This window comes from Kitasatospora sp. NPDC056273 (assembly GCF_042268845.1).
Classification (GTDB): domain Bacteria; phylum Actinomycetota; class Actinomycetes; order Streptomycetales; family Streptomycetaceae; genus Kitasatospora.
Genome location: NZ_JBHJSJ010000016.1, coordinates 107,392 through 127,858, shown reverse-complemented (window position 1 = coordinate 127,858; position 20,467 = coordinate 107,392). Strand labels below are relative to the sequence as shown.

General features: G+C 73.2%; 17 protein-coding genes. 10 read left to right on the top strand and 7 right to left on the bottom strand.

Going from position 1 to position 20,467, the window contains the following annotated elements; translation table 11 throughout:
- The first annotated feature begins 97 nt into the window (after positions 1-97).
- From dnaJ to ACFCY1_RS17250, 4 genes are all read left to right on the top strand, one after another.
- A complete protein-coding gene (gene dnaJ / locus ACFCY1_RS17265; protein WP_049650429.1) occupies positions 98-1,261 on the top strand; it encodes a molecular chaperone DnaJ in 1,164 nt (387 codons plus the stop codon).
- A gap of 7 nt (positions 1,262-1,268) precedes the next feature.
- Positions 1,269-1,799 carry a heat shock protein transcriptional repressor HspR gene (locus tag ACFCY1_RS17260; protein WP_375875069.1) on the top strand — a complete coding sequence of 177 codons (531 nt, stop codon included), beginning with the start codon at positions 1,269-1,271 and terminating at the stop codon, positions 1,797-1,799.
- A gap of 177 nt (positions 1,800-1,976) precedes the next feature.
- A complete protein-coding gene (locus ACFCY1_RS17255) occupies positions 1,977-2,963 on the top strand; it encodes a helix-turn-helix domain-containing protein (RefSeq protein WP_049650421.1) in 987 nt (328 codons plus the stop codon).
- A 565-nt stretch (positions 2,964-3,528) separates the two neighbouring features.
- Positions 3,529-4,146, top strand: coding sequence for a hypothetical protein (locus ACFCY1_RS17250; protein ID WP_143204511.1), 618 nt, complete (start codon positions 3,529-3,531; stop codon positions 4,144-4,146).
- A gap of 7 nt (positions 4,147-4,153) precedes the next feature.
- On the opposite strand, the gene ACFCY1_RS17245 is transcribed toward ACFCY1_RS17250, so the two are convergent.
- From ACFCY1_RS17245 to ACFCY1_RS17220, 6 genes are all read right to left on the bottom strand, one after another.
- A complete protein-coding gene (locus ACFCY1_RS17245; RefSeq protein ID WP_049650420.1) occupies positions 4,154-5,125 on the bottom strand; it encodes a helix-turn-helix transcriptional regulator in 972 nt (323 codons plus the stop codon).
- The gene (locus ACFCY1_RS17240; protein WP_049650419.1) at positions 5,118-6,083 is read right to left on the bottom strand and encodes a hypothetical protein; all 966 of its coding nucleotides are present in this window, start codon (positions 6,081-6,083) and stop codon (positions 5,118-5,120) included. Before ACFCY1_RS17240 ends, ACFCY1_RS17245 begins: the two co-directional genes overlap by 8 nt.
- Complete coding sequence (locus ACFCY1_RS17235; RefSeq protein WP_375875068.1) at positions 6,080-6,940, bottom strand: helix-turn-helix domain-containing protein; 861 nt, start codon at positions 6,938-6,940, stop codon at positions 6,080-6,082. Before ACFCY1_RS17235 ends, ACFCY1_RS17240 begins: the two co-directional genes overlap by 4 nt.
- Positions 6,933-7,907 carry a LuxR C-terminal-related transcriptional regulator gene (locus tag ACFCY1_RS17230; protein WP_375875067.1) on the bottom strand — a complete coding sequence of 325 codons (975 nt, stop codon included), beginning with the start codon at positions 7,905-7,907 and terminating at the stop codon, positions 6,933-6,935. The genes ACFCY1_RS17235 and ACFCY1_RS17230 overlap by 8 nt, the downstream gene beginning before the upstream one ends.
- Positions 7,897-8,886 carry a LuxR C-terminal-related transcriptional regulator gene (locus ACFCY1_RS17225; RefSeq protein ID WP_375875066.1) on the bottom strand — a complete coding sequence of 330 codons (990 nt, stop codon included), beginning with the start codon at positions 8,884-8,886 and terminating at the stop codon, positions 7,897-7,899. Before ACFCY1_RS17225 ends, ACFCY1_RS17230 begins: the two co-directional genes overlap by 11 nt.
- Before the next feature lie 700 nt (positions 8,887-9,586).
- On the bottom strand, positions 9,587-10,696 hold the full coding sequence (locus tag ACFCY1_RS17220) for a TDT family transporter (RefSeq protein ID WP_375875065.1): 1,110 nt from the start codon (positions 10,694-10,696) through the stop codon (positions 9,587-9,589).
- 71 nt (positions 10,697-10,767) lie between these two features.
- Between ACFCY1_RS17220 and ACFCY1_RS17215 the strand changes: the two genes are divergently transcribed.
- Both ACFCY1_RS17215 and clpB read left to right on the top strand, forming a co-directional pair.
- Entirely contained in the window at positions 10,768-11,709 is a 942-nt protein-coding gene (locus ACFCY1_RS17215) for a LysR family transcriptional regulator (RefSeq protein WP_375875064.1), read from the top strand.
- A gap of 97 nt (positions 11,710-11,806) precedes the next feature.
- Positions 11,807-14,413: an ATP-dependent chaperone ClpB gene (gene clpB, locus ACFCY1_RS17210; RefSeq protein WP_049650413.1), complete on the top strand. Its 2,607-nt coding sequence runs from the start codon at positions 11,807-11,809 to the stop codon at positions 14,411-14,413.
- A 156-nt stretch (positions 14,414-14,569) separates the two neighbouring features.
- On the opposite strand, the gene ACFCY1_RS17205 is transcribed toward clpB, so the two are convergent.
- Positions 14,570-14,851 carry a helix-turn-helix domain-containing protein gene (locus ACFCY1_RS17205; RefSeq protein ID WP_375875063.1) on the bottom strand — a complete coding sequence of 94 codons (282 nt, stop codon included), beginning with the start codon at positions 14,849-14,851 and terminating at the stop codon, positions 14,570-14,572.
- A 439-nt stretch (positions 14,852-15,290) separates the two neighbouring features.
- Here ACFCY1_RS17205 and ACFCY1_RS17200 point away from each other — a divergent pair, with 439 nt between their 5' ends.
- From ACFCY1_RS17200 to ACFCY1_RS17185, 4 genes are all read left to right on the top strand, one after another.
- Complete coding sequence (locus ACFCY1_RS17200) at positions 15,291-15,848, top strand: YbjN domain-containing protein (RefSeq protein WP_049650411.1); 558 nt, start codon at positions 15,291-15,293, stop codon at positions 15,846-15,848.
- A gap of 129 nt (positions 15,849-15,977) precedes the next feature.
- Positions 15,978-17,138 (top strand): pyridoxal phosphate-dependent aminotransferase, encoded by a 1,161-nt coding sequence (locus ACFCY1_RS17195; protein WP_049650410.1) that lies wholly within the window; start codon positions 15,978-15,980, stop codon positions 17,136-17,138.
- Positions 17,139-17,651: 513 nt separating this feature from the next.
- On the top strand, positions 17,652-18,182 hold the full coding sequence (locus ACFCY1_RS17190) for a DUF2617 family protein (protein ID WP_049650409.1): 531 nt from the start codon (positions 17,652-17,654) through the stop codon (positions 18,180-18,182).
- A gap of 155 nt (positions 18,183-18,337) precedes the next feature.
- Positions 18,338-19,984, top strand: a complete 1,647-nt coding sequence (locus tag ACFCY1_RS17185) for a polyamine aminopropyltransferase (RefSeq protein WP_375875062.1) — start codon at positions 18,338-18,340, stop codon at positions 19,982-19,984.
- The last annotated feature ends 483 nt before the right edge of the window (positions 19,985-20,467 follow it).

The following is a 20,467-nucleotide window of genomic DNA, read 5'->3' as shown; positions in this document are numbered from 1 at the left end:
AGTACGGCGGCCGGCTCCGCAGCGCGCTGTCAGCAGTCGTGCTCGCAGCCGCTGTTGACAGCTCAGTGACGATGGACATCGGGAGGTGGCGTACGCCATGAGTGGCAAGGACTTTGTCGAGAAGGACTACTACAAGGTCCTCGGCGTGCCCAAGGACGCCACCGCCACCGAGATCAAGAAGACCTACCGCAAGCTCGCGCGCGAGTTCCACCCCGACGCCAACAAGGGTGACGCCAAGGCCGAGGAGCGGTTCAAGGACATCTCCGAGGCGTACGACGTCCTCTCCGACGAGAAGCGCCGCAAGGAGTACGACGAGGCCCGCAGCCTCTTCGCCAACGGCGGCTTCCGGGCCGGCGGCGGCCCCGGCGGCACCGGCAGCTACAGCTTCGACTTCGGCGACCTCTTCAGCGGCAGCCAGGGCGGCGCCGGCAGCGGGGGCGGCATCGGCGACGTCTTCGGCGGCCTCTTCAATCGCGGCGGCACCCGACAGGCCCAGCCCCGGCGCGGCGCCGACGTCGAGACCGAGGTGACGCTCTCCTTCGAGGAGGCGGTGGACGGCGCGACCGTCCCGCTGCGGATGACCAGCCAGGCCCCCTGCCGCAGCTGCAACGGCACCGGCGCCAAGACCGGCACCACCCCGCGGGTCTGCCCGACCTGCGTCGGCGCGGGCACCGTCAGCCGCGGCCAGGGCGCCTTCGCGCTCTCCGAGCCGTGCAAGGACTGCCGCGGCCGGGGCATGATCGTCGACGACCCGTGCACCGACTGCCACGGCAGTGGCCGGGCCAGCTCGGCCCGCACCATGCAGGTCCGCATCCCGGCCGGCGTCCAGGCCGACCAGCGCATCCGGCTCAAGGGCAAGGGCGCACAGGGCGAGCGCGGCGGACAGCCCGGCGACCTCTACGTCACCGTGCACGTCGACCCCCACCCCGTCTTCGGCCGCAAGGGCGACAACCTCACCGTCACCGTGCCGGTCACCTTCCCCGAGGCCACGCTCGGCGCCACCATCGAGGTGCCCACGCTGAACGGCCCCGCCGTGAAGCTCAAGCTGCCCCCGGGCAGCGCCAACGGCCTCACCATGCGCGCCCGCGGCAAGGGCGCCACCCGCAAGGACGGCACCCGCGGCGACCTCCTCGTCACCGTCGAGGTCGTGGTGCCGCAGCACGTCACCGGCGACGCGCTGAACGCCCTCGAGCAGTACCGCGAGGCCACCGCCTCCGACGATCCGCGCGCCGCCCTCTTCCGGGCGGCGAAGGGAGCGTGACGACCAGATGTCCCCGATGAACCCGATCGACCCCGACACCCCGATCGGCCCCGGCCTCGGCGAAGGCCTGCCCGGCGCCGGCCCCCGCCGCACCCGCCGCGCCGCCGCGTCCCCGCCGCCGTACGTCCTCACCGAGGACACCCCGGTGTACGTCATCTCCGTGGCCGCCGAACTGTCCGGCCTGCACCCGCAGACCCTGCGCCAGTACGACCGCCTCGGCCTGGTCTGCCCCGACCGCACCGCCGGCCGCGGCCGCCGCTACTCCGCACGCGACATCCAGCAGCTGCGCGAGGTCCAGCGGCTCTCCCAGGACGAGGGCATCAACCTGGCGGGCATCAAGCGGATCATCGAGCTGGAGAACCAGGTCACCGCCCTCCAGTCCCGCGTCACGGAACTGGTCGACTCCCTGGAAGGCGCCGCCACCGCCCTCCAGCAGCGCGAGGCCGCCGTCCACGCCTCCTACCGCCGCGACCTCGTCCCGTACCAGCCCCCCACCCCGCAGTCCAGCGCCCTCGTCGTCTGGCGCCCCAAGCGCTGACCGGGCACCCACCGGCCGCCGGCCCCTCCTCTCGGGGGGTGCCGGCGGCTGCCGTGTGGTGAGAGAGTGCAGTCACATTTCGTCTTCATCGGACTCATCAGGTCTGGCATGCTGAAACGTGACTCAGCGGCGGCGCTGATGGGACACAGGCGTCACGGTAACGGCAAGGAGCCGCAGATGAGTGAACGAGAGCAGCCCGTTGCCGCTGGCTCACCCGTCCTGTCGGCCGAGGCCCGAGAGCTATATCTGGCCGTCATCCGAGGAGACGGTCATCTGCCGTCAGGATCCGATCCCGGGCGGGCCGATGCCGCTCGGGACGAGTTGGTCGGAATTGGCCTCCTCGTACCCGACACCGACGATCCGAGCGATTTCATAGCGGCCGATCCCACCCAGCTCTCGACAAGCCTCAGCCATTCGTGGCAACGCCAAGCACTGGATCTCCTCTCGCGGGCCGTTTCACTCCCGTCCGAACTCCAGGAACTCGCACAGGAATTCCACGCCCCGAAACAGCAGGGAGGGTCGATCGAATATGTGCGAGGGAAGGCCCTAATTCATCAGCGAGTACAGCAGTACAGGGTTTCCATGGAGGAAGCCCTGGCGCTCCAGCCTGGCGGCCCTCGGCCGCCGGACGTTCTCTCGGTCATGGTCGAGCAGGACCTGAACACCCTCCGCAGTGGCACGACGATGCGGACGATTTACCACGCCAGCACCCGGTACCATCAGCCGACCAGGGATTACGTGGCCACACTCGCACGTGCTGGTGGGCAGTACCGGACTCTCGACGAGCCCTACACGCGACTGATAGTGATGGATCGGCGCGTGGCCGTGATCCCGATCGCCGATGACATGAGCCTCGCGGCCTTCATCTACGACCCCGCAGTCGTCAGCTATCTCGTCGAAGAGGTATTCGAGCGCTGCTGGAGCCGCGCGCTGGAATTCGAGGGCGACCGCACAGTGCCACAACAGGTGGTGTCCCGCCTGCGCCAGACGATTATTGACCAGATGCTAGAGGGCACCAATCACCGGGTCATCGCACGACGCCTGGGAATCAGCGAGCGAACGCTGGCCAGACATATAGCCGAGATGCGGGACGACTACAAGGTCGACTCACTGTTCCAGCTCGGATACGTTCTCGGCCGCAAGGCACAGGGGCCGATCGACTGAATCACCGCCCACTACGGACAGACCGGAGAATGTTCCGGGATTCCGGCATGGCCGGGGCGAACAGGGCCGCACTCAGGTCCAGGCGATGTCGTCGGCAAGGGTCACAGCAGCTTCCGTAGCGCCTGTCCCATGAGAATCGACAGCGTCCGCGAGGCAGCCAACGCCAACCACAGCAGCCGCGACGGCCAACGAAAGCACAACCTTGCGGACAAATCGGCGCATGGTAGGCACGCCCCCACTCTCTCCCTCGGGAATCGCCACTGGAAGTTTCAAGCCAGGATAACGGCTCACATAGTGCCGCACGATAGAGAAGCTGTCACCTGGCCTGCCGCAGAGTGTGCGTCATCTCCCTGCCAGGCGTCCAGATGACACAGGCCAACCCTGGACGCGACGCCGCCCGGCGATGGACGATCAGTTCGCTCCCAATGGTCCGGCAAGACACCACATCTTGCCAATGTACCGTCAAATGCTAAGTCGTTCACCAGCGGCATCACCACACAGAGCAGCCCACAGCCAACGCGTCGCCGACTCTCACTCCCCCGGTCGGCCTTTCCCCGGAGTCGACATGACCGAGCCCTACCTGCGTCACCACGACAGCCAGGCCCCTGAGGGTCGGCGTGCACGTGTGTTCCTGGCCGCCCCGCTGATGCGACTGACCGGGCCGGCCGACAGCGTGGTGACCCTCGCCAGCCGGACGCGGCTGACGACGCTCCGCACCACCCTCCTCCGCAGCGGTGCCGCCGTGTACAGCGCGCACCACAGCGACGCCTGGACCATCTCCGGCCGCGCGCCGGAGCCCCGCGTCCCCTCCGACTTCCGCGCCCTCCAGTCCGCGGACCTCGTGTTCGCCTACGTCGGCGCCCCGCTCTCGGCCGGTGTGAGCCTGGAGCTCGGCTGGGCGTCCGCGCTGCGCAAGCCGATCGTCCTCCTGGTCGACGAGGCCATCACCCACAACCCGCTGATCGCCACCATCGAGCAGGTCGCCCCCGTCCTCCCGCTGGTCTTCGACGACACCTGGTCGCAGGAGGCCCTCAACCACACGGTCGAGACCGCGCTCGACTGGGCCGGCATGGCGCTCTCCCTGCGCGAGGGCTTCTGGACCGCCCCCGGCGAGCAGTTCAACGTCCCCCGACAGCAGCCCGCCGTCCCCGGCTACTGGCCGACCGGCGCCGCCACCGGCTGAGCAGCGGCTACCCACCGGGCTCCCCCGCCCGGGCTCCCCGCATCTGCCAGCCCAACTGGAACAGCGTCTCCGCGTCGTACAGCTCACGCAGCCGGGCGATGTGACCGGCGACGGTGCGTTCGCTCAGCCCCAACCGGCTGGCGATCGCCCGCTGCGTGAGGCCGCGGGCGAGCAGCCGCGCGACCTGCTCGTGGGCGGCCGGCGCCACCGAACCGGCGGCCAGTGCGGCCCAGTCCACGACATCGGCCTGCTGCCAACGCTGCTCGAAGACGTCGACCACGTACGCGACCACCGCGGGATCCTCCACCACGGCGGCGACCTTGTTGTCAGGGGTCGCCGGGATCACGGCGACGGTGCGGTCGAAGATGAGCGTCCGGCTGAAGGAGGCGTCGAGGACGCGGATCCGCGAGCCGATCCTCGTGGACTCCGCCGCGAACTCGACCTGGTCCCCGTCCAGTCGGGCCTGCGGTTGGTAGATCGTACGCACCGAGCCACCGCGCTCGATGTAGCGGAGCGTATGGGCCAGACCGTCCCCTCGCTGCGCGGGCGGCTGGAACCTGCCCGGCTGGGCGGTCAGGCATTCGTGCGGATAGTCCTTGATGAGCCGGGCGACCAGGTGCCGGATCTCCACCATGCCCGCCACCCTCCGCACCCCGCCCGCCGGTTCCGTCCGACGTGGTGCCGCGTCGTAGGCCTGGGTGAGGTCCTCCAGCAGATCCGGAATGAGAGCGGCCTTGGCGAGCAGGCGGGAACTCTCCTCCCGCAGTTCGGTACCCAGGCGTTCGCCCACGGCCCGGGGGTTGATCGAGGTGTAGAAGCCGTCCGTGGCATGGAGGAGCAGGAGTCCCAGGTCGGCGAGTTGTCTGACCGTCGGCTCGTCCTCGGGACGGATGTCGGCGACGTGGAGGCGGCCGCCGTCCCGGAGGATCTCCCGGTAGAGCTCCCGGGCAGCGGCGTCCGGCAGGTCGGCGTCAGGCATCGTGGGCTCCCCGCATCTGCCAGCCCAGCTGGAACAGCGTCTCGGCGTCGTACTGATCCCGCAGCCGGGCGATGTGGGCCGCGACCGTCCGCTCGCCCAGGCCCAGGCGGGTGGCGATCGCCCGCTGGGTGAGGCCGCGGGCGAGCAGCCGGCCGACCTGCTCGGGCACGGACGGCTCGCTGGAACCGGATGCCAGGGAGGCCCAGTTGACGCCCTCGGCGTCCTGCCAGTGCAGTTCGAAGGTCCGCACCAGGAAGTCGACCACGGCCGGGTCGTCGATGACGGCCGCGCTGGTTACCCCCGGTGCGGCGGCGACCACCGCCACGGTGCGGTCGAAGATCAGCATCTTGGGGAACGAGAACGCCGCGACCCTGATGTGGCAGCCGATCCCGGTCAGCCGGGCAGCCAGTCGGACGGTAGAGGCGTCGAGACGGGCCGCGGACTGGTAGAGGGTGCGGATCGAACCACCTGTCTCCAGGAAGCGGCGGGCGTGGTTCACGGTGTCGTCGGCGGCGTCCACCGGCCGGGCGCCGCCGGGGTGGGCGCAGAGTGCCTCGTGACGGAGCTCCTCGGAGAGTTGGGAGACCTGGTGCCGGATGTTCTCCATGCCCTCGACGACCCGGGTGCTCCCGGAGCGGTCGCGGCGGCGGGACGCCGCGTCATAGGCGACGGTGAGGTCGCCGAACACGTCCGGGAGTTCTTCGGCCCGTGTCAGCAGACGCGTGCCGGCCGCCCGCAGGTCGGCGCCGATCCGGGCCGTGACCGAGCGCGGGTCCACCGCGCTGAGCGAGCCGTCCAGGACGTACGGCTTCAGCAGCCCCAGGTCCATCAGGGTCTGGACGGTCTGCGCGTCCTCCTCCGCCACGTCCGCGATCCGGATCCGGCCGCCCTCGCGCAGGATGGCCAGGTAGAGGGCGCGGGCGGTGTCGTCGAGCAGGGCGAATCCGGTGTCGGTCACAGCCGCTCCCCCCGCATCTGCCAGCCCAGCTGGAACAGCGTCTCCGCGTCGTACTGCTCCCGCAGCCGGGCGATGTGGCCGGCCACGGTCCGCTCGCCCAGGCCCAGGCGGGTGGCGATCGCGCGCTGGGTGAGGCCCTGGGCGAGCAGTCGGGCGATCTGCTGATGGCTGGGCGAGTCGGCGGAACCGGCGGCCGGGATGACGGCCACGGTGCGGTCGAAGACCAGGAAGCGTGTGAACGGGACGGCGAGGATCCGGGTGGTGCAGCCGAGCAGGGCGACCTCGGCGGCGAAGCGGACGGTCGGCGGGTCCAGTCTGGCCGAGGCCTCGTAGAGCGAGCGCACGGTGCCACCGCGCTCGTGGACGCGGCGGGCGCGGTCGAGGGAGTCGGGTAGCAGTTCGGCGGGACGGGGGCCGCCGGGCTGGGCGGTCATCGTCTCGTCGGGGAACTCCTGGGCCAGCAGTTCCAGTTCGTGCCGGATGTCCTCCTTCGCCGTGAGGTAGCGGACCCCGGCCGTGCCGCTCCGCCGTTTCGGGGTCGCGTCGTAGGCGCGGGTCAGTTCGCCCATCAGCTCGGGCAGTTGCTCGGCCTCCACGAGCAGGCGGGCGCTCTGTCGGCGGATCTCGGTGCCGATCCGCTCCGTGGCCGCCCGCGGGTCGACCGCGCTGTACGCCGCGTCCTGCAACTGCGGCACCAGCAGCCCGAGTTCCACCAGCCGTCGGAGCGCAGGCCCGTCTTCCTCGCCGACCTCGGCCGACCGGACCCGGCCGCCTTCGCGCAGGACGGCGAGGTAGAGGGCGCGGGCGGCGGCGTCCGGGAGGGCGGCGGAGAGCGGGGTGGCGGGGGTGTCAGTCATGGTGTTCTCCGCGGAGCTGCCAGCCGAGGTGGAAGAGGCTGTGGGCGCCGTAGCGGTCGCGCAGCCGGGAGATGTGGGCGGCGACGGTGCGTTCGCTCACGCCGAGCCGGGTGGCGACGGCCCGTTGGGTGAGGCCGCGGGCGAGCAGTCGGCCGATCCGGACGGTGGTGACGGACGGCGGGTCGAGGTGGCGGTCGGCGGGGGTGGCGCGGGCCCAGTCGCGTTCGAACTGGGCGACCAGGTAGGCGACGGTGGTGGGGTCGGTGAGGAAGGCGGCCCGGTTGCGGTCCTCGTCGGCGGGGATGACGGCCACCGCGCGGTCGAAGACCAGTACCCGCTCGTACGGTTCGGCGAGGACGCGGACCTGGGCGCCGTGCCCGGTGCGCAGCGCGACCTGGCTCCGTGCGGCGGGGTCGGCGAGGGTGACCGGCTGGTAGACGGTGCGCAGCGAGCAGCCGCGGCGGAGCAGCGAGAGGTCCTGGGCGAGGGCCATCCGGAGGGCTTCGAGGGGACGCGGTCCGGGCTGGGCGGCGAGGACCTCCTCCCGGCATTCCGAGACGAGTTCGCCGACCCGCCGGCGGACTTCGGCGGCGTCGTCGACGGTGCCGGCCGCGGGATCGCCGGCACCGGGATCGCCGGCACCGGAGTGGACAGCCGGGAGGTCGACGCCCGGGTGGCGGGCGGCGTCGTAGGCGCGGGCCAGTGGCCCGAGGGTGCCCGGGAGCCGCTCGGCGTGCCGTAGCAGGCGGAGGGCGCGGGTGCGCAGTTCGAGGCCGATCCGGTCGCCGAGGGCGCGCGGGCTGGCGGCGGTCCAGCCGGTGGCGGTGGGGGTGAGCAGGCCGCGGGCGACGAGGGCGGCCAGGGTGGGGCGGTCGGCGGGGGCGAGGTCCTCGGGGCGCAGTCGGCCGCCGCCCCGGACGGCGGTGAGGTAGAGCGCCCGCTCGGCCGGGCCCGGCTCATCGGTCATCGCGGGAGCCTCGCATCAGCCAGCCGAGTTGGAAGAGGGTCTGGGCGCCGTAGCGGTCGCGCAGCCGGGAGATGTGGGCGGCGACGGTGCGTTCGCTCAGGCCCAGCCGGGTGGCGACGGCGCGCTGGGTGAGGCCGCGGGCGAGCAGCCGGCCGACCCGGTCGGGGATGGTGCGGGCGGGTGCCTGGCCGGGGGCGGCGGCGCCGGCGGTGTCGGCGCGGGCCCAGTCGCGTTCGAAGGTGCCGACCAGGTAGGTGATGGTGGCCGGGTCGGTGATGAAGGCGGCGGTGCTGTTGTCGTCGTTGGCGGAGATCACGGCGACGGTCCGGTCGAAGACGATCAGCCGCTGGAAGGGCTCGTCGAGCACCCGGATGAGCGAGCCGTGCCGGGTGACCTCCTCGGCGTAGGCGAGGGCGGGCGGGTCGGCGAGGGCGACCGGCTGGTAGATGGTGCGCAGCGAGCAGCCGCGCCGGAGCAGTTGGACGTCCTGGAGGAGGGCGACCTGGAGGGTGTCGGCGGGCCGGTGGCCGGGTTGCGCGGTGAGGACCTCGGAGCGGCAGTCGGAGACCAGTTGGGAGATCCGCTGGCGGATGTGGACGTGCCCCTCGACGTGGACGGCGCCGCCGGCCCGGTCGGTCGGCCGGGGCATCGCGTCGTAGGCCCGGGTGAGGCCGTCGAGGGCGCCCGGGAGGTTCTCCGCGCGGACCAGCAGCCGGGTGGCCTCGCTGCGCAGTTCGGCGCCGAGGCGGTCGCTGACCGAGCGCGGGCTGACGGCGGTGTAGCAGCGGTCCATCCGGTTGACCATCAACAGGCCGATGTCGATGAGCTGTTGGAGCGCGCCCCGGTCGGCGTCCGCGACCTCGCCGGTGGGGACGCGGCCGCCCTCGGCGATGATGGCCAGGTAGAGCTGCCGGGCGGCCTCGTCGGGCTCCTCGCCCACCGGTCCCTGCTGCGGTGTGACCGCCGGTTCCGCCGTCACGTCGCACTCTCCCTGCCGGACGCCTCTCCCCTGGTGCTGCCCCTGTTCCTCGCCGCGCGGGCCGCGGCACCGGTGGGCCGGGCGGGCTCACGGTGCCGGTGGGCGGTACGGCGTGATCATGGATCAGGCGGTCACGGTACCGGGTGGGACGGCGGACCCCCGGGCCCGGGTGCCGTCGCACGCCGGGTCGTCCGGGGGCCGCCATCGGTACGCCAATGCCAAGGCGCTCCCGTCGAGGCGGAGCAGCAACGCCTCGACGGGTCCGGCTGGGAGGCCATCACCACACATGGTCCCGGCCGGCGCCCTTCCCCCCCGTTCCACCGGTGCGGGTTGTCGCACCTGCGGTCAGTTTCGAAGAGCGAGTCGCCACCATCAGGCTGCGGTTGCCTGGACGACTTGGCGTGCCTCCACCCTCACAGCGTGACGGCCGGTGAACAAGTGCCGCCCGAGTGCATGTTCGCGCAATTGCAGCTATCTGCATCCGGGGGCGGCCGCGGGCGGTTCGGGCGGTGGGGCGGATTCCGGTGGGAACCCGGGCCTGGAAGGGGAGTCGGCGCCGACCGGCACTTCCGCCGGGCGGCTGTGCGCGGTCGTCCCGGCCGTGCACGTTCCTGCATCGGCGGCGTGCTCCTGAGCCGTACCGTCCGGCGCGGGGACGGGCCCCGCACCACGCGGACGGCCGCCCCGGGCGACGGGCCCCTCAGCGGGCCAGCAGCCGCCCCCGCGCGAGCCCGGCCGCGGTGCCGCCCGCGGCGAGCACCCAGGCGGACGCCAGCAGCAGGTAGAGGCCGACGGCCAGCGCGCTGAAGCCCGCGAAGCCGGTGTGCCGGGCGAGCGCGGAGGCGCCGGTGACGCAGGTGCCGACCGGGAAGGTGTACGCCCACCAGGTCATCGCGAACGGCATCCCGGCCCGCCGGGCCCGCAGGTTGGCGGCGAGCGCGACGACCAGCCAGAGCATCGCGACGCCGATCACCGCCACGCCATACAGCTCGGCGAGGTCGGTCATGGCGGGGGCCAGCGCGGGCAGTACCGGGCGGGCGGCGTCGGCGAGCTGGTGGACCGCGGTGACGGACTGGCCGAGCGGGCCGAGCACCAGGAACAGCGTGGGGGTGAGCGCCAGGGCGGGCAGCCTGCTGTGGAACAGCCCGGTGAACACCACCGGCAGCAGCACCAGGGTGGCCAGCAGGCCGACGCCGAACAGCGCCCAGCAGCCGTACAGCATGGCCTGCTGGGCCGTTCCGGCCGGCAGGTGCGGGACGAGCGCCGGGCCGCAGGCGGAGGCGACCAGCGGGGCGACCACCGGCAGCAGCCAGGTCGGGTTGGCCTCCAGGGCGGAGACCCGGTGCCGGGTGATCATCAGGTACGGGATGCCGCCGGCCACGGCCAGCGCGTACACGGTGCCGAGGCTCCACAGCACCGCGTCCAGGGCGACCGCCGGGCCGGTGCCGATGACCCGGGAGCCGAGCAGCATGGTGCCCAGTCCGACCGAGAGCAGCGCCATCGGCGGGCAGCCGTAGAAGACCGCGGTCGCCGGGTTGTCCAGCAGCTGGGCGCGGGCCGCCTCGCGGTGCCGGGTGAGGTGGACCAGCCGGGCCCCGGCCAGCACCAGCAGGGCGGCCAGCGCGAGCGCCCACAGCACCTCGCCGAAGCCGGTCAGCCCGGGCGGCCGCACCGGCAGGACGGCGGCGCCGTTCGCCAGGATCGCGGTGCCCATCACGGCGGCGTACCAGTTGGGGCCGAGCTGGGCGAGGTCGGGCCGGCGGCGGGCGGCGGGGCGGGCGAGGGGTCGGATACCGGCCAGAGTGGACATGCTCCCACCGTCGCCCGGAGGGCCCGGCGGCCGGTAGCGCCGGGGCTTCTATGGGGGCATAGCCTGGATCTATGCCCCTCTCCTCGCACGTCCCCGAACTCGGCGCCCTGGAACTGCTGCTCGCGGTGGCCCGGCTGGGCAGCGTCGGACGGGCGGCGGCCGAGCTGGGCGTCAGCCAGCCGACCGCCAGCGCCCGGATCAAGGGCATGGAGCGGCAGATCGGCGTCGCGCTGCTGGACCGCTCGCCCCGGGGCAGCCGGCCGACCGAGGCGGGCCGGCTGGTGGTCGAGTGGGCCCGGCAGGTGGTGGAGGCGGCGCAGGCGCTGGACGCCGGGATCGACGCGCTGCGCGAGCGGCGGGACGCCAAGCTGCGGGTGGTGGCCAGCCTGACCGTCGCCGAGTACCTGATGCCCGGCTGGCTGCTGGGCCTGTCCGAGGCCAGCCCGGGCACCGCGGTGACGCTGCGGACGGCGAACTCGGCGGAGGTCGCCGGGCACGTCCTGGCCGGGGACGCCGACCTCGGCTTCGTCGAGGGCCCGTCCACCCCGCCCGGGCTGGCCGGCGCGGTGGTGGCGGCGGACCGGCTGGTGGTCGTGGTGGCGCCCGGCCACCCGTGGGCGCGCCGCCGCGTCCCGCTGACCGGGGCCGAGCTGGCGGCCGTCCCGCTGGTGCTGCGCGAGCCCGGCTCGGGCACCCGGGAGGTACTGGAGGCGGCCCTGAAGCCGTACGGGGGCGCGGTGCGGCCCCGGATGGAGCTGGCCTCGTCGACCGCGCTGAAGGCGGCGGCGATGACCGGGGCGGGGCCGGTCTGCCTGAGCGAGCTGGCCGTGGTGGAGGAACTGGCCACCCGGCGGCTGGTCGAGGTGCCGCTGGTGGAGGAACTGGACCTGCGGCGGCCGCTGCGCGCGGTCTGGCCGGCCGGGCAGCGGCCGAGCGGGCCGGCCCGGGAGCTGCTGGGGCTGACCCGGCGGCCCGTCGGGCGTCCGGCGGCGCGCCGGCTTCCCCCGGCCTGAAGAAGCCCTGTCCGGGAAAGGTTGAGCGGAATAGACTCAACTTAGTGCATGCTGTACGTAGCAGTAGTGAAGGACGACCAGGGAGGACCCCCCAGCAGTGGACGCCAGCAAGTTCACCACCAAGACGCAGGACGCCCTGTCCGCCGCGATCCGGCAGGCGGGCACGGCCGGCAACCCGGACGTCAGGCCGGTGCACATCCTGATCGCCCTGCTGGAGCAGCCCGAGGGCATCGCCCGGCCCCTGCTGGAGGCGGTCGGCGCCGACGTCGCCCGGGTCGACGCCGAGGCCCGCCGCCAGGCGGCCGCGCTGCCCAGCGCGATGGGCTCGACGGTCTCCGCGCCGCAGCTCGCCCGGGACACCATCGCGGTGCTCACCGAGGCCGGCAAGCGCGCGAGCGACCTCGACGACCAGTACGTCTCCACCGAGCACCTGATGGTCGGCCTGGCCGCCGAGGGCGGGCAGGTGGCCGAGCTGCTGGTGCAGCAGGGCGCCACGCCGAAGGCGCTGCTCGCCGCGTTCAAGGACGTCCGGGGCAGCGGCCGGGTCACCTCGCCGGACCCGGAGGGCACCTACAAGGCGCTGGAGAAGTACGGCACCGACCTCACCCAGGCCGCCCGGGACGGCAAGCTCGACCCGGTGATCGGCCGCGACCACGAGATCCGCCGGGTGGTCCAGGTGCTCTCCCGCCGGACCAAGAACAACCCGGTGCTGATCGGCGAGCCCGGCGTCGGCAAGACCGCCGTGGTCGAGGGCCTGGCCCAGCGCATCGTGGCCGGCGACGTGCCGGAGTCGCTGCGCGGCAAGCGGCTGGTCTCGCTGGACCTCAGCGCGATGGTCGCGGGCGCCAAGTTCCGCGGCGAGTTCGAGGAGCGGCTGAAGGCCGTCCTGAACGACATCAAGGCCTCCGACGGCCAGGTCGTCACCTTCATCGACGAGCTGCACACCATGGTCGGCGCGGGCGCCGGCGGGGACTCCGCGATGGACGCGGGCAACATGCTCAAGCCGATGCTGGCCCGCGGCGAGCTGCGGATGGTCGGCGCCACCACACTGGACGAGTACCGCGAGCGGATCGAGAAGGACCCGGCCCTGGAGCGCCGCTTCCAGCAGGTGCTGGTCGGCGAGCCCAGCGTGGAGGACTCGATCGCCATCCTGCGCGGCCTCAAGGGCCGGTACGAGGCGCACCACAAGGTGCAGATCTCGGACGCCGCCCTGGTCGCCGCGGCCACCCTGTCCAACCGCTACATCACCTCCCGCTTCCTGCCCGACAAGGCGATCGACCTGGTCGACGAGGCGGCCTCCCGGCTGCGGATGGAGATCGACTCCTCCCCGGTCGAGATCGACGAACTCCAGCGCTCGGTCGACCGGTTGCGGATGGAGGAGCTGGCCCTGGAGAAGGAGTCGGACCCCGCCTCGGTCGACCGGCTGGCCCGGCTGCGGCGCGACCTCGCCGACCGGAACGAGCAGTTGAGCGTGCTCACGGCGCGCTGGGAGCAGGAGAAGAAGAGCCTCAACCGGGTCGGCGAGCTCAAGGGGCGGCTGGACGACCTGCACGGCGCGCTCGAACGCGCCCAGCGCGACGGGGACTTCGAGCGGGCGTCCAAGCTGATGTACGCCGAGATCCCGGCCGCCGAGAAGGAGCTCACCGACGCCCAGGAGCGGGCCGCCGACCAGGACGCCTCCGCCTCGATGGTCAAGGAGGAGGTCGGCCCGGACGACGTGGCCGACGTGGTCGCCTCCTGGACGGGCATCCCGGCCGGCCGACTGCTGGAGGGCGAGAGCGCCAAACTCCTGCGCATGGAGGAGGAGTTGGGCCGCCGCCTGATCGGCCAGAAGGAGGCCGTGCAGGCCGTCTCGGACGCGGTGCGGCGCACCCGCTCCGGCATCGCCGACCCGGACCGCCCGACCGGCTCCTTCCTCTTCCTCGGCCCGACCGGCGTCGGCAAGACCGAACTCGCCAAGGCCCTGGCCGACTTCCTGTTCGACGACGCCCGGGCCATGGTCCGGATCGACATGAGCGAGTACGGCGAGAAGCACTCGGTCTCCCGCCTGGTCGGCGCCCCGCCCGGGTACGTCGGCTACGAGGAGGGCGGCCAGCTCACCGAGGCGGTCCGCCGCCGCCCGTACAGCGTGGTGCTGCTGGACGAGGTGGAGAAGGCGCACCCGGAGGTCTTCGACGTCCTGCTCCAGGTGCTGGACGACGGGCGGCTCACCGACGGCCAGGGCCGCACGGTGGACTTCCGCAACGCCATCCTGATCCTCACCTCCAACCTGGGCTCGCAGTACCTCGTCGACCCGGCCACCCCGGAGGCCGAGAAGCGGGAGCTGGTGCTGGGCACGGTCCGGTCCGCGTTCAAGCCGGAGTTCCTCAACCGGCTGGACGACATCGTGGTCTTCGAGCCGCTGGGCACCGGCGAGCTGAGCCGGATCGTCGACCTCCAGGTGGCCCTCCTGGGCGAGCGGCTGCGGGAGCGGCGGCTCACCCTGGACGTCTCCGAGGCCGCCCGCGACTGGCTGGCGCTCACCGGCTACGACCCGGCGTACGGCGCCCGCCCGCTGCGCCGGCTGGTGCAGTCCGCGATCGGCGACCAGCTGGCCCGGGCGATCCTGTCCGGCGCGGTGCACGACGGGGACACCGTCGTGGTCGAGCGGGACGAGGAGGGCGACCGCCTCACCGTCCGCGGCCGGGGGCCGCTGGAGAAGTAGCACCGCCGGGCGTCCGGCGCACGGGCCGTTCCCTCCGCTCCGGCGGCGGGGGACGGCCCGTTCCGCGTCCCCGGGCCGTTCCGCATCCCCGGGCCGTTCCGCGTCCCCGGCCCGTTCCGCGTCCCCGGCCCGGTTCGCGCCCCGGGCCGGACGCCGTCACTCCGCCGCCTGCCGCAGCAGCCGCCGCGTCCGGTCCCGCCGGCTGCGCGCCAGCCGGTGCAGTTCGGCCACCTGGGCGTCCGGCAGCTTCCAGGTCTGGGTCAGCAGCCGCAGCGTGGACACCCGCGGGCAGGACACCTCCCGTTCCAGGTCCCGGATCGACCGCACGCTCAGCCCGGTCGCCTCGCCCAGCTGCTCCTGCGTCATCCCCCGGTCCAGCCGGATGCTCCGCAGCAGCGCCCCGAGCGATGCGCCGTCCCCCGTCGCCGCTCCACCCACTCCTGTTCCCCCCTCAATTCCGGACAGTCCGCCTCAGGACAGCTCAACTCACCCGGCTGGGCCGGGATTTGACCGAAGCGATTTCCGTCGCACGCTAACCGCATCCGGCCCGCACGGCAGCCGAACCGGCGCGCCGGGCGCGTGACGTGGCTCACGCGCGCCCTCCGGACGGCCTCCACCCCGCCCCGCGCACCCTCCGTGACGGCCGCCCGCTCCGCCCCCACCGGAACCGCCGGGGAACACCCGGAGGAAGCCCGGGAAGAACCCGGGAAGGACACCCGGAACGACACCGCGAAGAACGCCGTGAAGAACGCCGGACGAAGATCGACTCGCCCCTCGGCTGCCCCTGTGAGCGGAGCCCCGAATGAGGCAGGATGGGAGGTGGAAAGGGCGGCCTCTCATTGCCGGCCACCACGTGCACTGAGGAATGAGGACCCCCATGAGCATCGACCCGTCGTCCATCCCGTCCTTCGGCGTCCCCCAGGGCGGCCAGCCCGGCGGCCAGGGCGGGCGGCCGGCCGGCCCGCCGCCGATCATCGTCCCGGACCAGGGCCTGGTCACCCAGCTGCTGGACCAGATGCAGCTCAAGCACGTCGTGGACGAGGAGGGCGACCTCACCGCCCCCTGGGAGGGCTTCCGCGTCTACTACATGTTCCGCGGCGAGCAGAAGGAGCTCTTCGCGGTGCGCGCCTTCTACGACCGCGCGTACCCGCTGGAGAAGAAGGGCGAGATCCTCGACCTGATCGACGAGTGGAACCGCGAGACCCTCTGGCCCAAGGTCTACACCCACACCCACGAGGACGGCGTGGTCCGCCTGATCGGCGAGGCCCAGATGATCGTCGGCGCCGGCGTCAACCTGGACTACTTCGTCACCACCACCGCCAACTGGACCCAGGCCGCGGTCGGCTTCGAGCAGTGGATCGTCGAGCGCCTCGGCCTCCAGAACGAGATCGAGGGCGAGGACGGCGAGGGCGCCGAGGGCACCGACGAGGCCTGATCCCGCCCCGGCACCCCCCGCACCGCCCGTTCGGCCCGCCACCCGCCCCCGCGGCGGTGGCGGGCCGTTCTTGTCCCCGGCTCCCGGCTGACCCAGGATGGCCTGACAACGAGCCGTGAGGAGCCACCGATGGGTACCAGGCCACTGCTGAACCGCCGACTGGCCGGGATGGGCACGACGGTCTTCGCCGAGATGTCCGCCCTGGCCACGGCCACCGGTTCGATCAACCTCGGCCAGGGCTTCCCGGACACCGACGGGCCCGAGGAGGTCCGCGAGGCGGCCGTACGGGCCCTGCGCGAGGGCCGCGGCAACCAGTACCCGCCCGGCCCCGGCGTCCCCGAGCTGCGCACCGCGATCGCCGAGCACCAGCAGCGCTTCCACGGCCTCGCGTACGACCCGGACAGCGAGGTGCTGGTCACCGCCGGCGCCACCGAGGCCATCGCCGCCACCCTGCTGGCCCTCCTGGAGCCGGGCGACGAGGTGATCGCCTTCGAGCCGTTCTACGACTCGTACGCCGCCTGCATCGCGATGGCCGGCGCCACCCGGGTGCCGCTCACCCTGCGGGCCCCGTCCTTCCGCCCCGACCTGGACGAGCTGCGCTCGCTGATCACCCCGCGCACCCGGCTGCTGCTGATCAACACCCCGCACAATCCGACCGGCACCGTCCTCACCGCCGAGGAGCTCGCCGCCATCGCCGAACTCGCCGTCGAGCACGACCTGCTGGTCGCCACCGACGAGGTCTACGAGCACCTGGTGTTCGGCGCCGCCCACCACCCGATCGCCGCCCTGCCCGGCATGCGCGGACGCACCGTCAGCATCTCCTCGGCCGGCAAGACCTTCTCCTTCACCGGCTGGAAGGTCGGCTGGGTCACCGCGAGCCCGGACCTGGTGGCGGCCGTGCGCACCGCGAAGCAGTACCTCACCTACGTCAGCGCGGGCCCCTTCCAGTACGCCGTCGCCGAGGCCCTGCGGCTGCCGGACACGTACTTCGACACCCTCCGCGCCGACCTGCTGCGCAAGCGCGACCTGCTGGTCGACGGCCTCACCGCGGCCGGCTTCCGGGCCTTCACCCCCGAGGGCACGTACTTCGTCACCACCGACATCACCCCGCTCGGCGAGAAGGACGGCATCGAGTTCTGCCGTGCCCTGCCCGGCCGTTGCGGCGTCGTCGCCATCCCGAACGCGGTGTTCTACGACGACGTGGAGGCCGGCCGTAGCCTGGTCCGCTTCACTTTCTGCAAAAAGGACGAGGTCCTTCAGGAGGCCGTCGCCCGCCTGCGGCGCCTGTGAGGGGACGCACGCCCCCTTTCACGCCCTTCTCCGCACCCTTCGAACAGGACTGCCCGCAGCCCGACACCAGTTCTGATGGATCATCAACTTCCTTGATCGGCTTGCTTGTTTGCCGCCACTGAGGCACGCTGGCCGACCTTCCGGGTACTCTCCCGCCGCCCTCCACGCCCCGCGCCTGGAGGGCGGCGGTGCGTGATGCGCCCGAACAGCGCACACCCGGCGCGCACGGCGCGCAATCCGGTGATAGGGGCGCGCGCTGTGCAGACTCGTACACGGGCTCGATCAGAGCCGGGAAGCAGGTGTGCTCGAAACGGTGAATGCTTGACAAAGTTGGGTAAATCACCGGCGGGCCCGACGTATTCGTGCTTCTCTGCTGCTGAATCTCCAGCCGGAATCCTTCCTTCCACGGTCGGCCGCGCCCAGGGCCGCACAGCCACGAACAGCCTCGCCATCGCCTAGGCCTACTCGGTGCTGCTCGGCGGGCGCGCACGGAGCTGAAACGCGGAGCCGAGCATGCTCACCACACTGCAGACCTCCTACACGGACACCCGCGCCGGTGACCTCGCCTGGTGCCTCGGCGGCGACCCGCTGCCCGCTCTCGCCGTCCGCGACCTGAGACTCGACGGAGGCGGCCGCCCGGGCGCGTCCGGCACCCTCCAGCTGCGCCTGCTGGGCGCCTCCCACCAGGTGGTGATCGACGCGGGCCCCGGCCGATGTCTGGAGACCGTCGCCTGCCTGCCCGGCCGCCGCACCCCGCTGCCGGCCCGGGTGGCCAAGCAGATCGGCGGCTGGGAGTACGAGTTCGCCGCCCGCATCGAGGCGCTGCCGCCGCACGACTTCGCGGCCCGCGCCCAGGAGCTGCTGGCCCTGGTCGAGGGGCACCCCCGGGGCCTCGCCGGGGTCTTCCCGGGCGACCCGAGCGCCTTCACCGCGCTGGTCACCCAGGGCGGCCCGGACCGGCTCCTGTGGCGCACCTGGCACGCCTACCCGCAGGAGGGGCAGCTGGTGTGCACCCGCTCCTCGCTGGTGGTGTCCGGGGCATGACCGCCCCCAAGTCCGGAGCGGAACACCGGTCCGGCCGTAGGCCGCCCAAGCCGGGCCTACGAATCGTACGCAGGAACGATTCGTCAATTCGACGTCGCTCACTGTCCGTCGGATGGGCGCAGCCATCCGTCCCGCACGTCCCCTAGCGTTTGTTCGTGATCAACCATCCGGCCGGTCCGCCCGCACGCCCGCGAGTGGACCTCGACGACGGCACCCCACCCCGGCCCGGGCGAGCCCACGCCCCACTCCTGCCCGCCCGCCGTCGGCCCCGGCTGCGCTCCCGACCACGGTTCGCCCGCCTGACCGTCCTGCTGGCCGCGTTCGTCTGCGCGGCCTGCGGACTCGTCTACGAGCTCGAACTCGTGGCGCTCGGCGACTACCTGCTCGGGGACACGGTCACCCAAACCTCCGTCGTGCTCTCCGTCATGGTCTTCGCGATGGGCCTCGGCTCCCTCCTCGCCAAACGGCTCACCAGCCGGCCCGCCACCGCCTTCGCCCTGGTCGAGTGCGCGCTCGCGCTCACCGGCGGACTCTCCGTCCTCGCCCTCTACTCCTGCTGGGCCTGGATCGGCCGCTACCAGGCCGCCATGGTCGGCCTCACCTGCCTGATCGGCATCCTCATCGGCGCCGAGATCCCCCTGCTGATGACCCTCATCCAACGGATCCGGCGCGAGGACGCCGGACGGGCCGTCGCCGACCTGTTCGCCGCCGACTACGTGGGCGCCCTGATCGGCGGCCTCGCCTTCCCGTTCCTGATCCTGCCCGGCCTCGGGCCCGGCGACGGAGCACTGCTCACCGGCGCCGTCAACGCCGTCGCCGGGGCCGCCGTGGTGCTCTGGCTGTTCCGCGAGGAACCCGCCCCCCGGATACGACGGCTGCTCTGGGGCGGCTGCCTGCTGGTGCTCGCCGTGCTCGCGGCGGCCGCGGCCGGCTCCGACGCCGTCGAACGCGCCGCCCGGCACGCCCTCTACGGCGACCAGGTCCGCTACGCGACCCGCAGCCGGTACCAGGAGATCGTGCTCACCGGCCCCGCCGAAGGCCCGCTCCGGCTCTACCTCGACGGCCGGCTCGCCGTCTGCGGACCCGACGAGTACCGGGGCAGCGAGGGCCTCGTCCACCCCGCCATGGCGGCCGGCCCGGACGCCCGGGTCCTGCTGCTCGGCGGCGGCGACGGACTCGCCTTGCGGGAAGTGCTGCGGCACCGGGGCGTCCGCACCGTCCGGCTGGTCGACGCCGACCCCGCCCTCCCCCGGCTCGCCCGCACCGACCCCGGGCTCGCCGCCCTCGGCGGCCGCTCCCTGGACGACCCCCGGGTCCGCACCACCGCCGCCGACCCGATGGCCTGGCTGCGCGGCGCGGGCGCCCCCGGCGGGGACGGACCGTACGACGTGGTGCTCGCCGACCTCCCGGCACCGGCCGACGGCGGACCGGTCAAGTTCCACTCCCAGGAGTTCTACGGCCTCGCCACCCGGCTGCTCTCCCCCGGCGGCCGGATCGCCGTCCGCGCCGGGAGCGACCTGGACGGCCTCTGGCAGATCGAGTCCGGCCTGCGGACGACGGGCCTGCAGACCGCCCCGTACGCCGTCCCAGGCAGCGCCACCGCCGCCTGCCGCCCCGGCCCGCCGGACGGCGCCCAGAACTTCCTCCTCGCCGCCGCCACCCGCCCCCCGCTCACCCTCGCCCCCGACGCCCCGGCCCCCCGCGCCCTCACGCCCGACACCCTCCACGCCACCACCACCCGCCTCACCGCCCTCCGCCCCACCCACCCCCCGGCCGCCCTCACCCTCCTCGGCCCCCGCTGAGGTCGCCGCTGAGCCGCGGCCCGGCGGCCCTCCTGCGCCACCGTTGAGGCCGACAGCCGGAAACCCCGCACCCGCACCGCCGCTCCGACGGCCCCGCGGCCGCCACCGGCCGCACCCGACGCCCCGGGAAGAGCGGCCGGAGGAAGCGGCCCCCGCCGGACACGGCAGGGGCCGCCCGGCATCCGCGAAGCGGGCCGAGGCGGGCAGAAGCCCTCCGCTCCCCGGGGTCCGCCCGCAGTCGGAGCGGTGATCGACTCGCCGCCCCCATCGCCGCTGCGCGAGAAGTCGATCCAGCCGACTTCTCGCGCGGGGAGGCCCGGAAGAACGGGCTCCTCGCCCGGCAAGCCCCCACACGGGCGGGGCCGCTCGGCAGCCGGGGAGCGCGCCCAGGCAGGAGAAGGCCCATGGCCCCGGCCCACCTTGCGGGGCGGACGGCCGCCGGACGACGGGCGACGGAGCGGGTCCCATCGCGGTGCGGGGCCG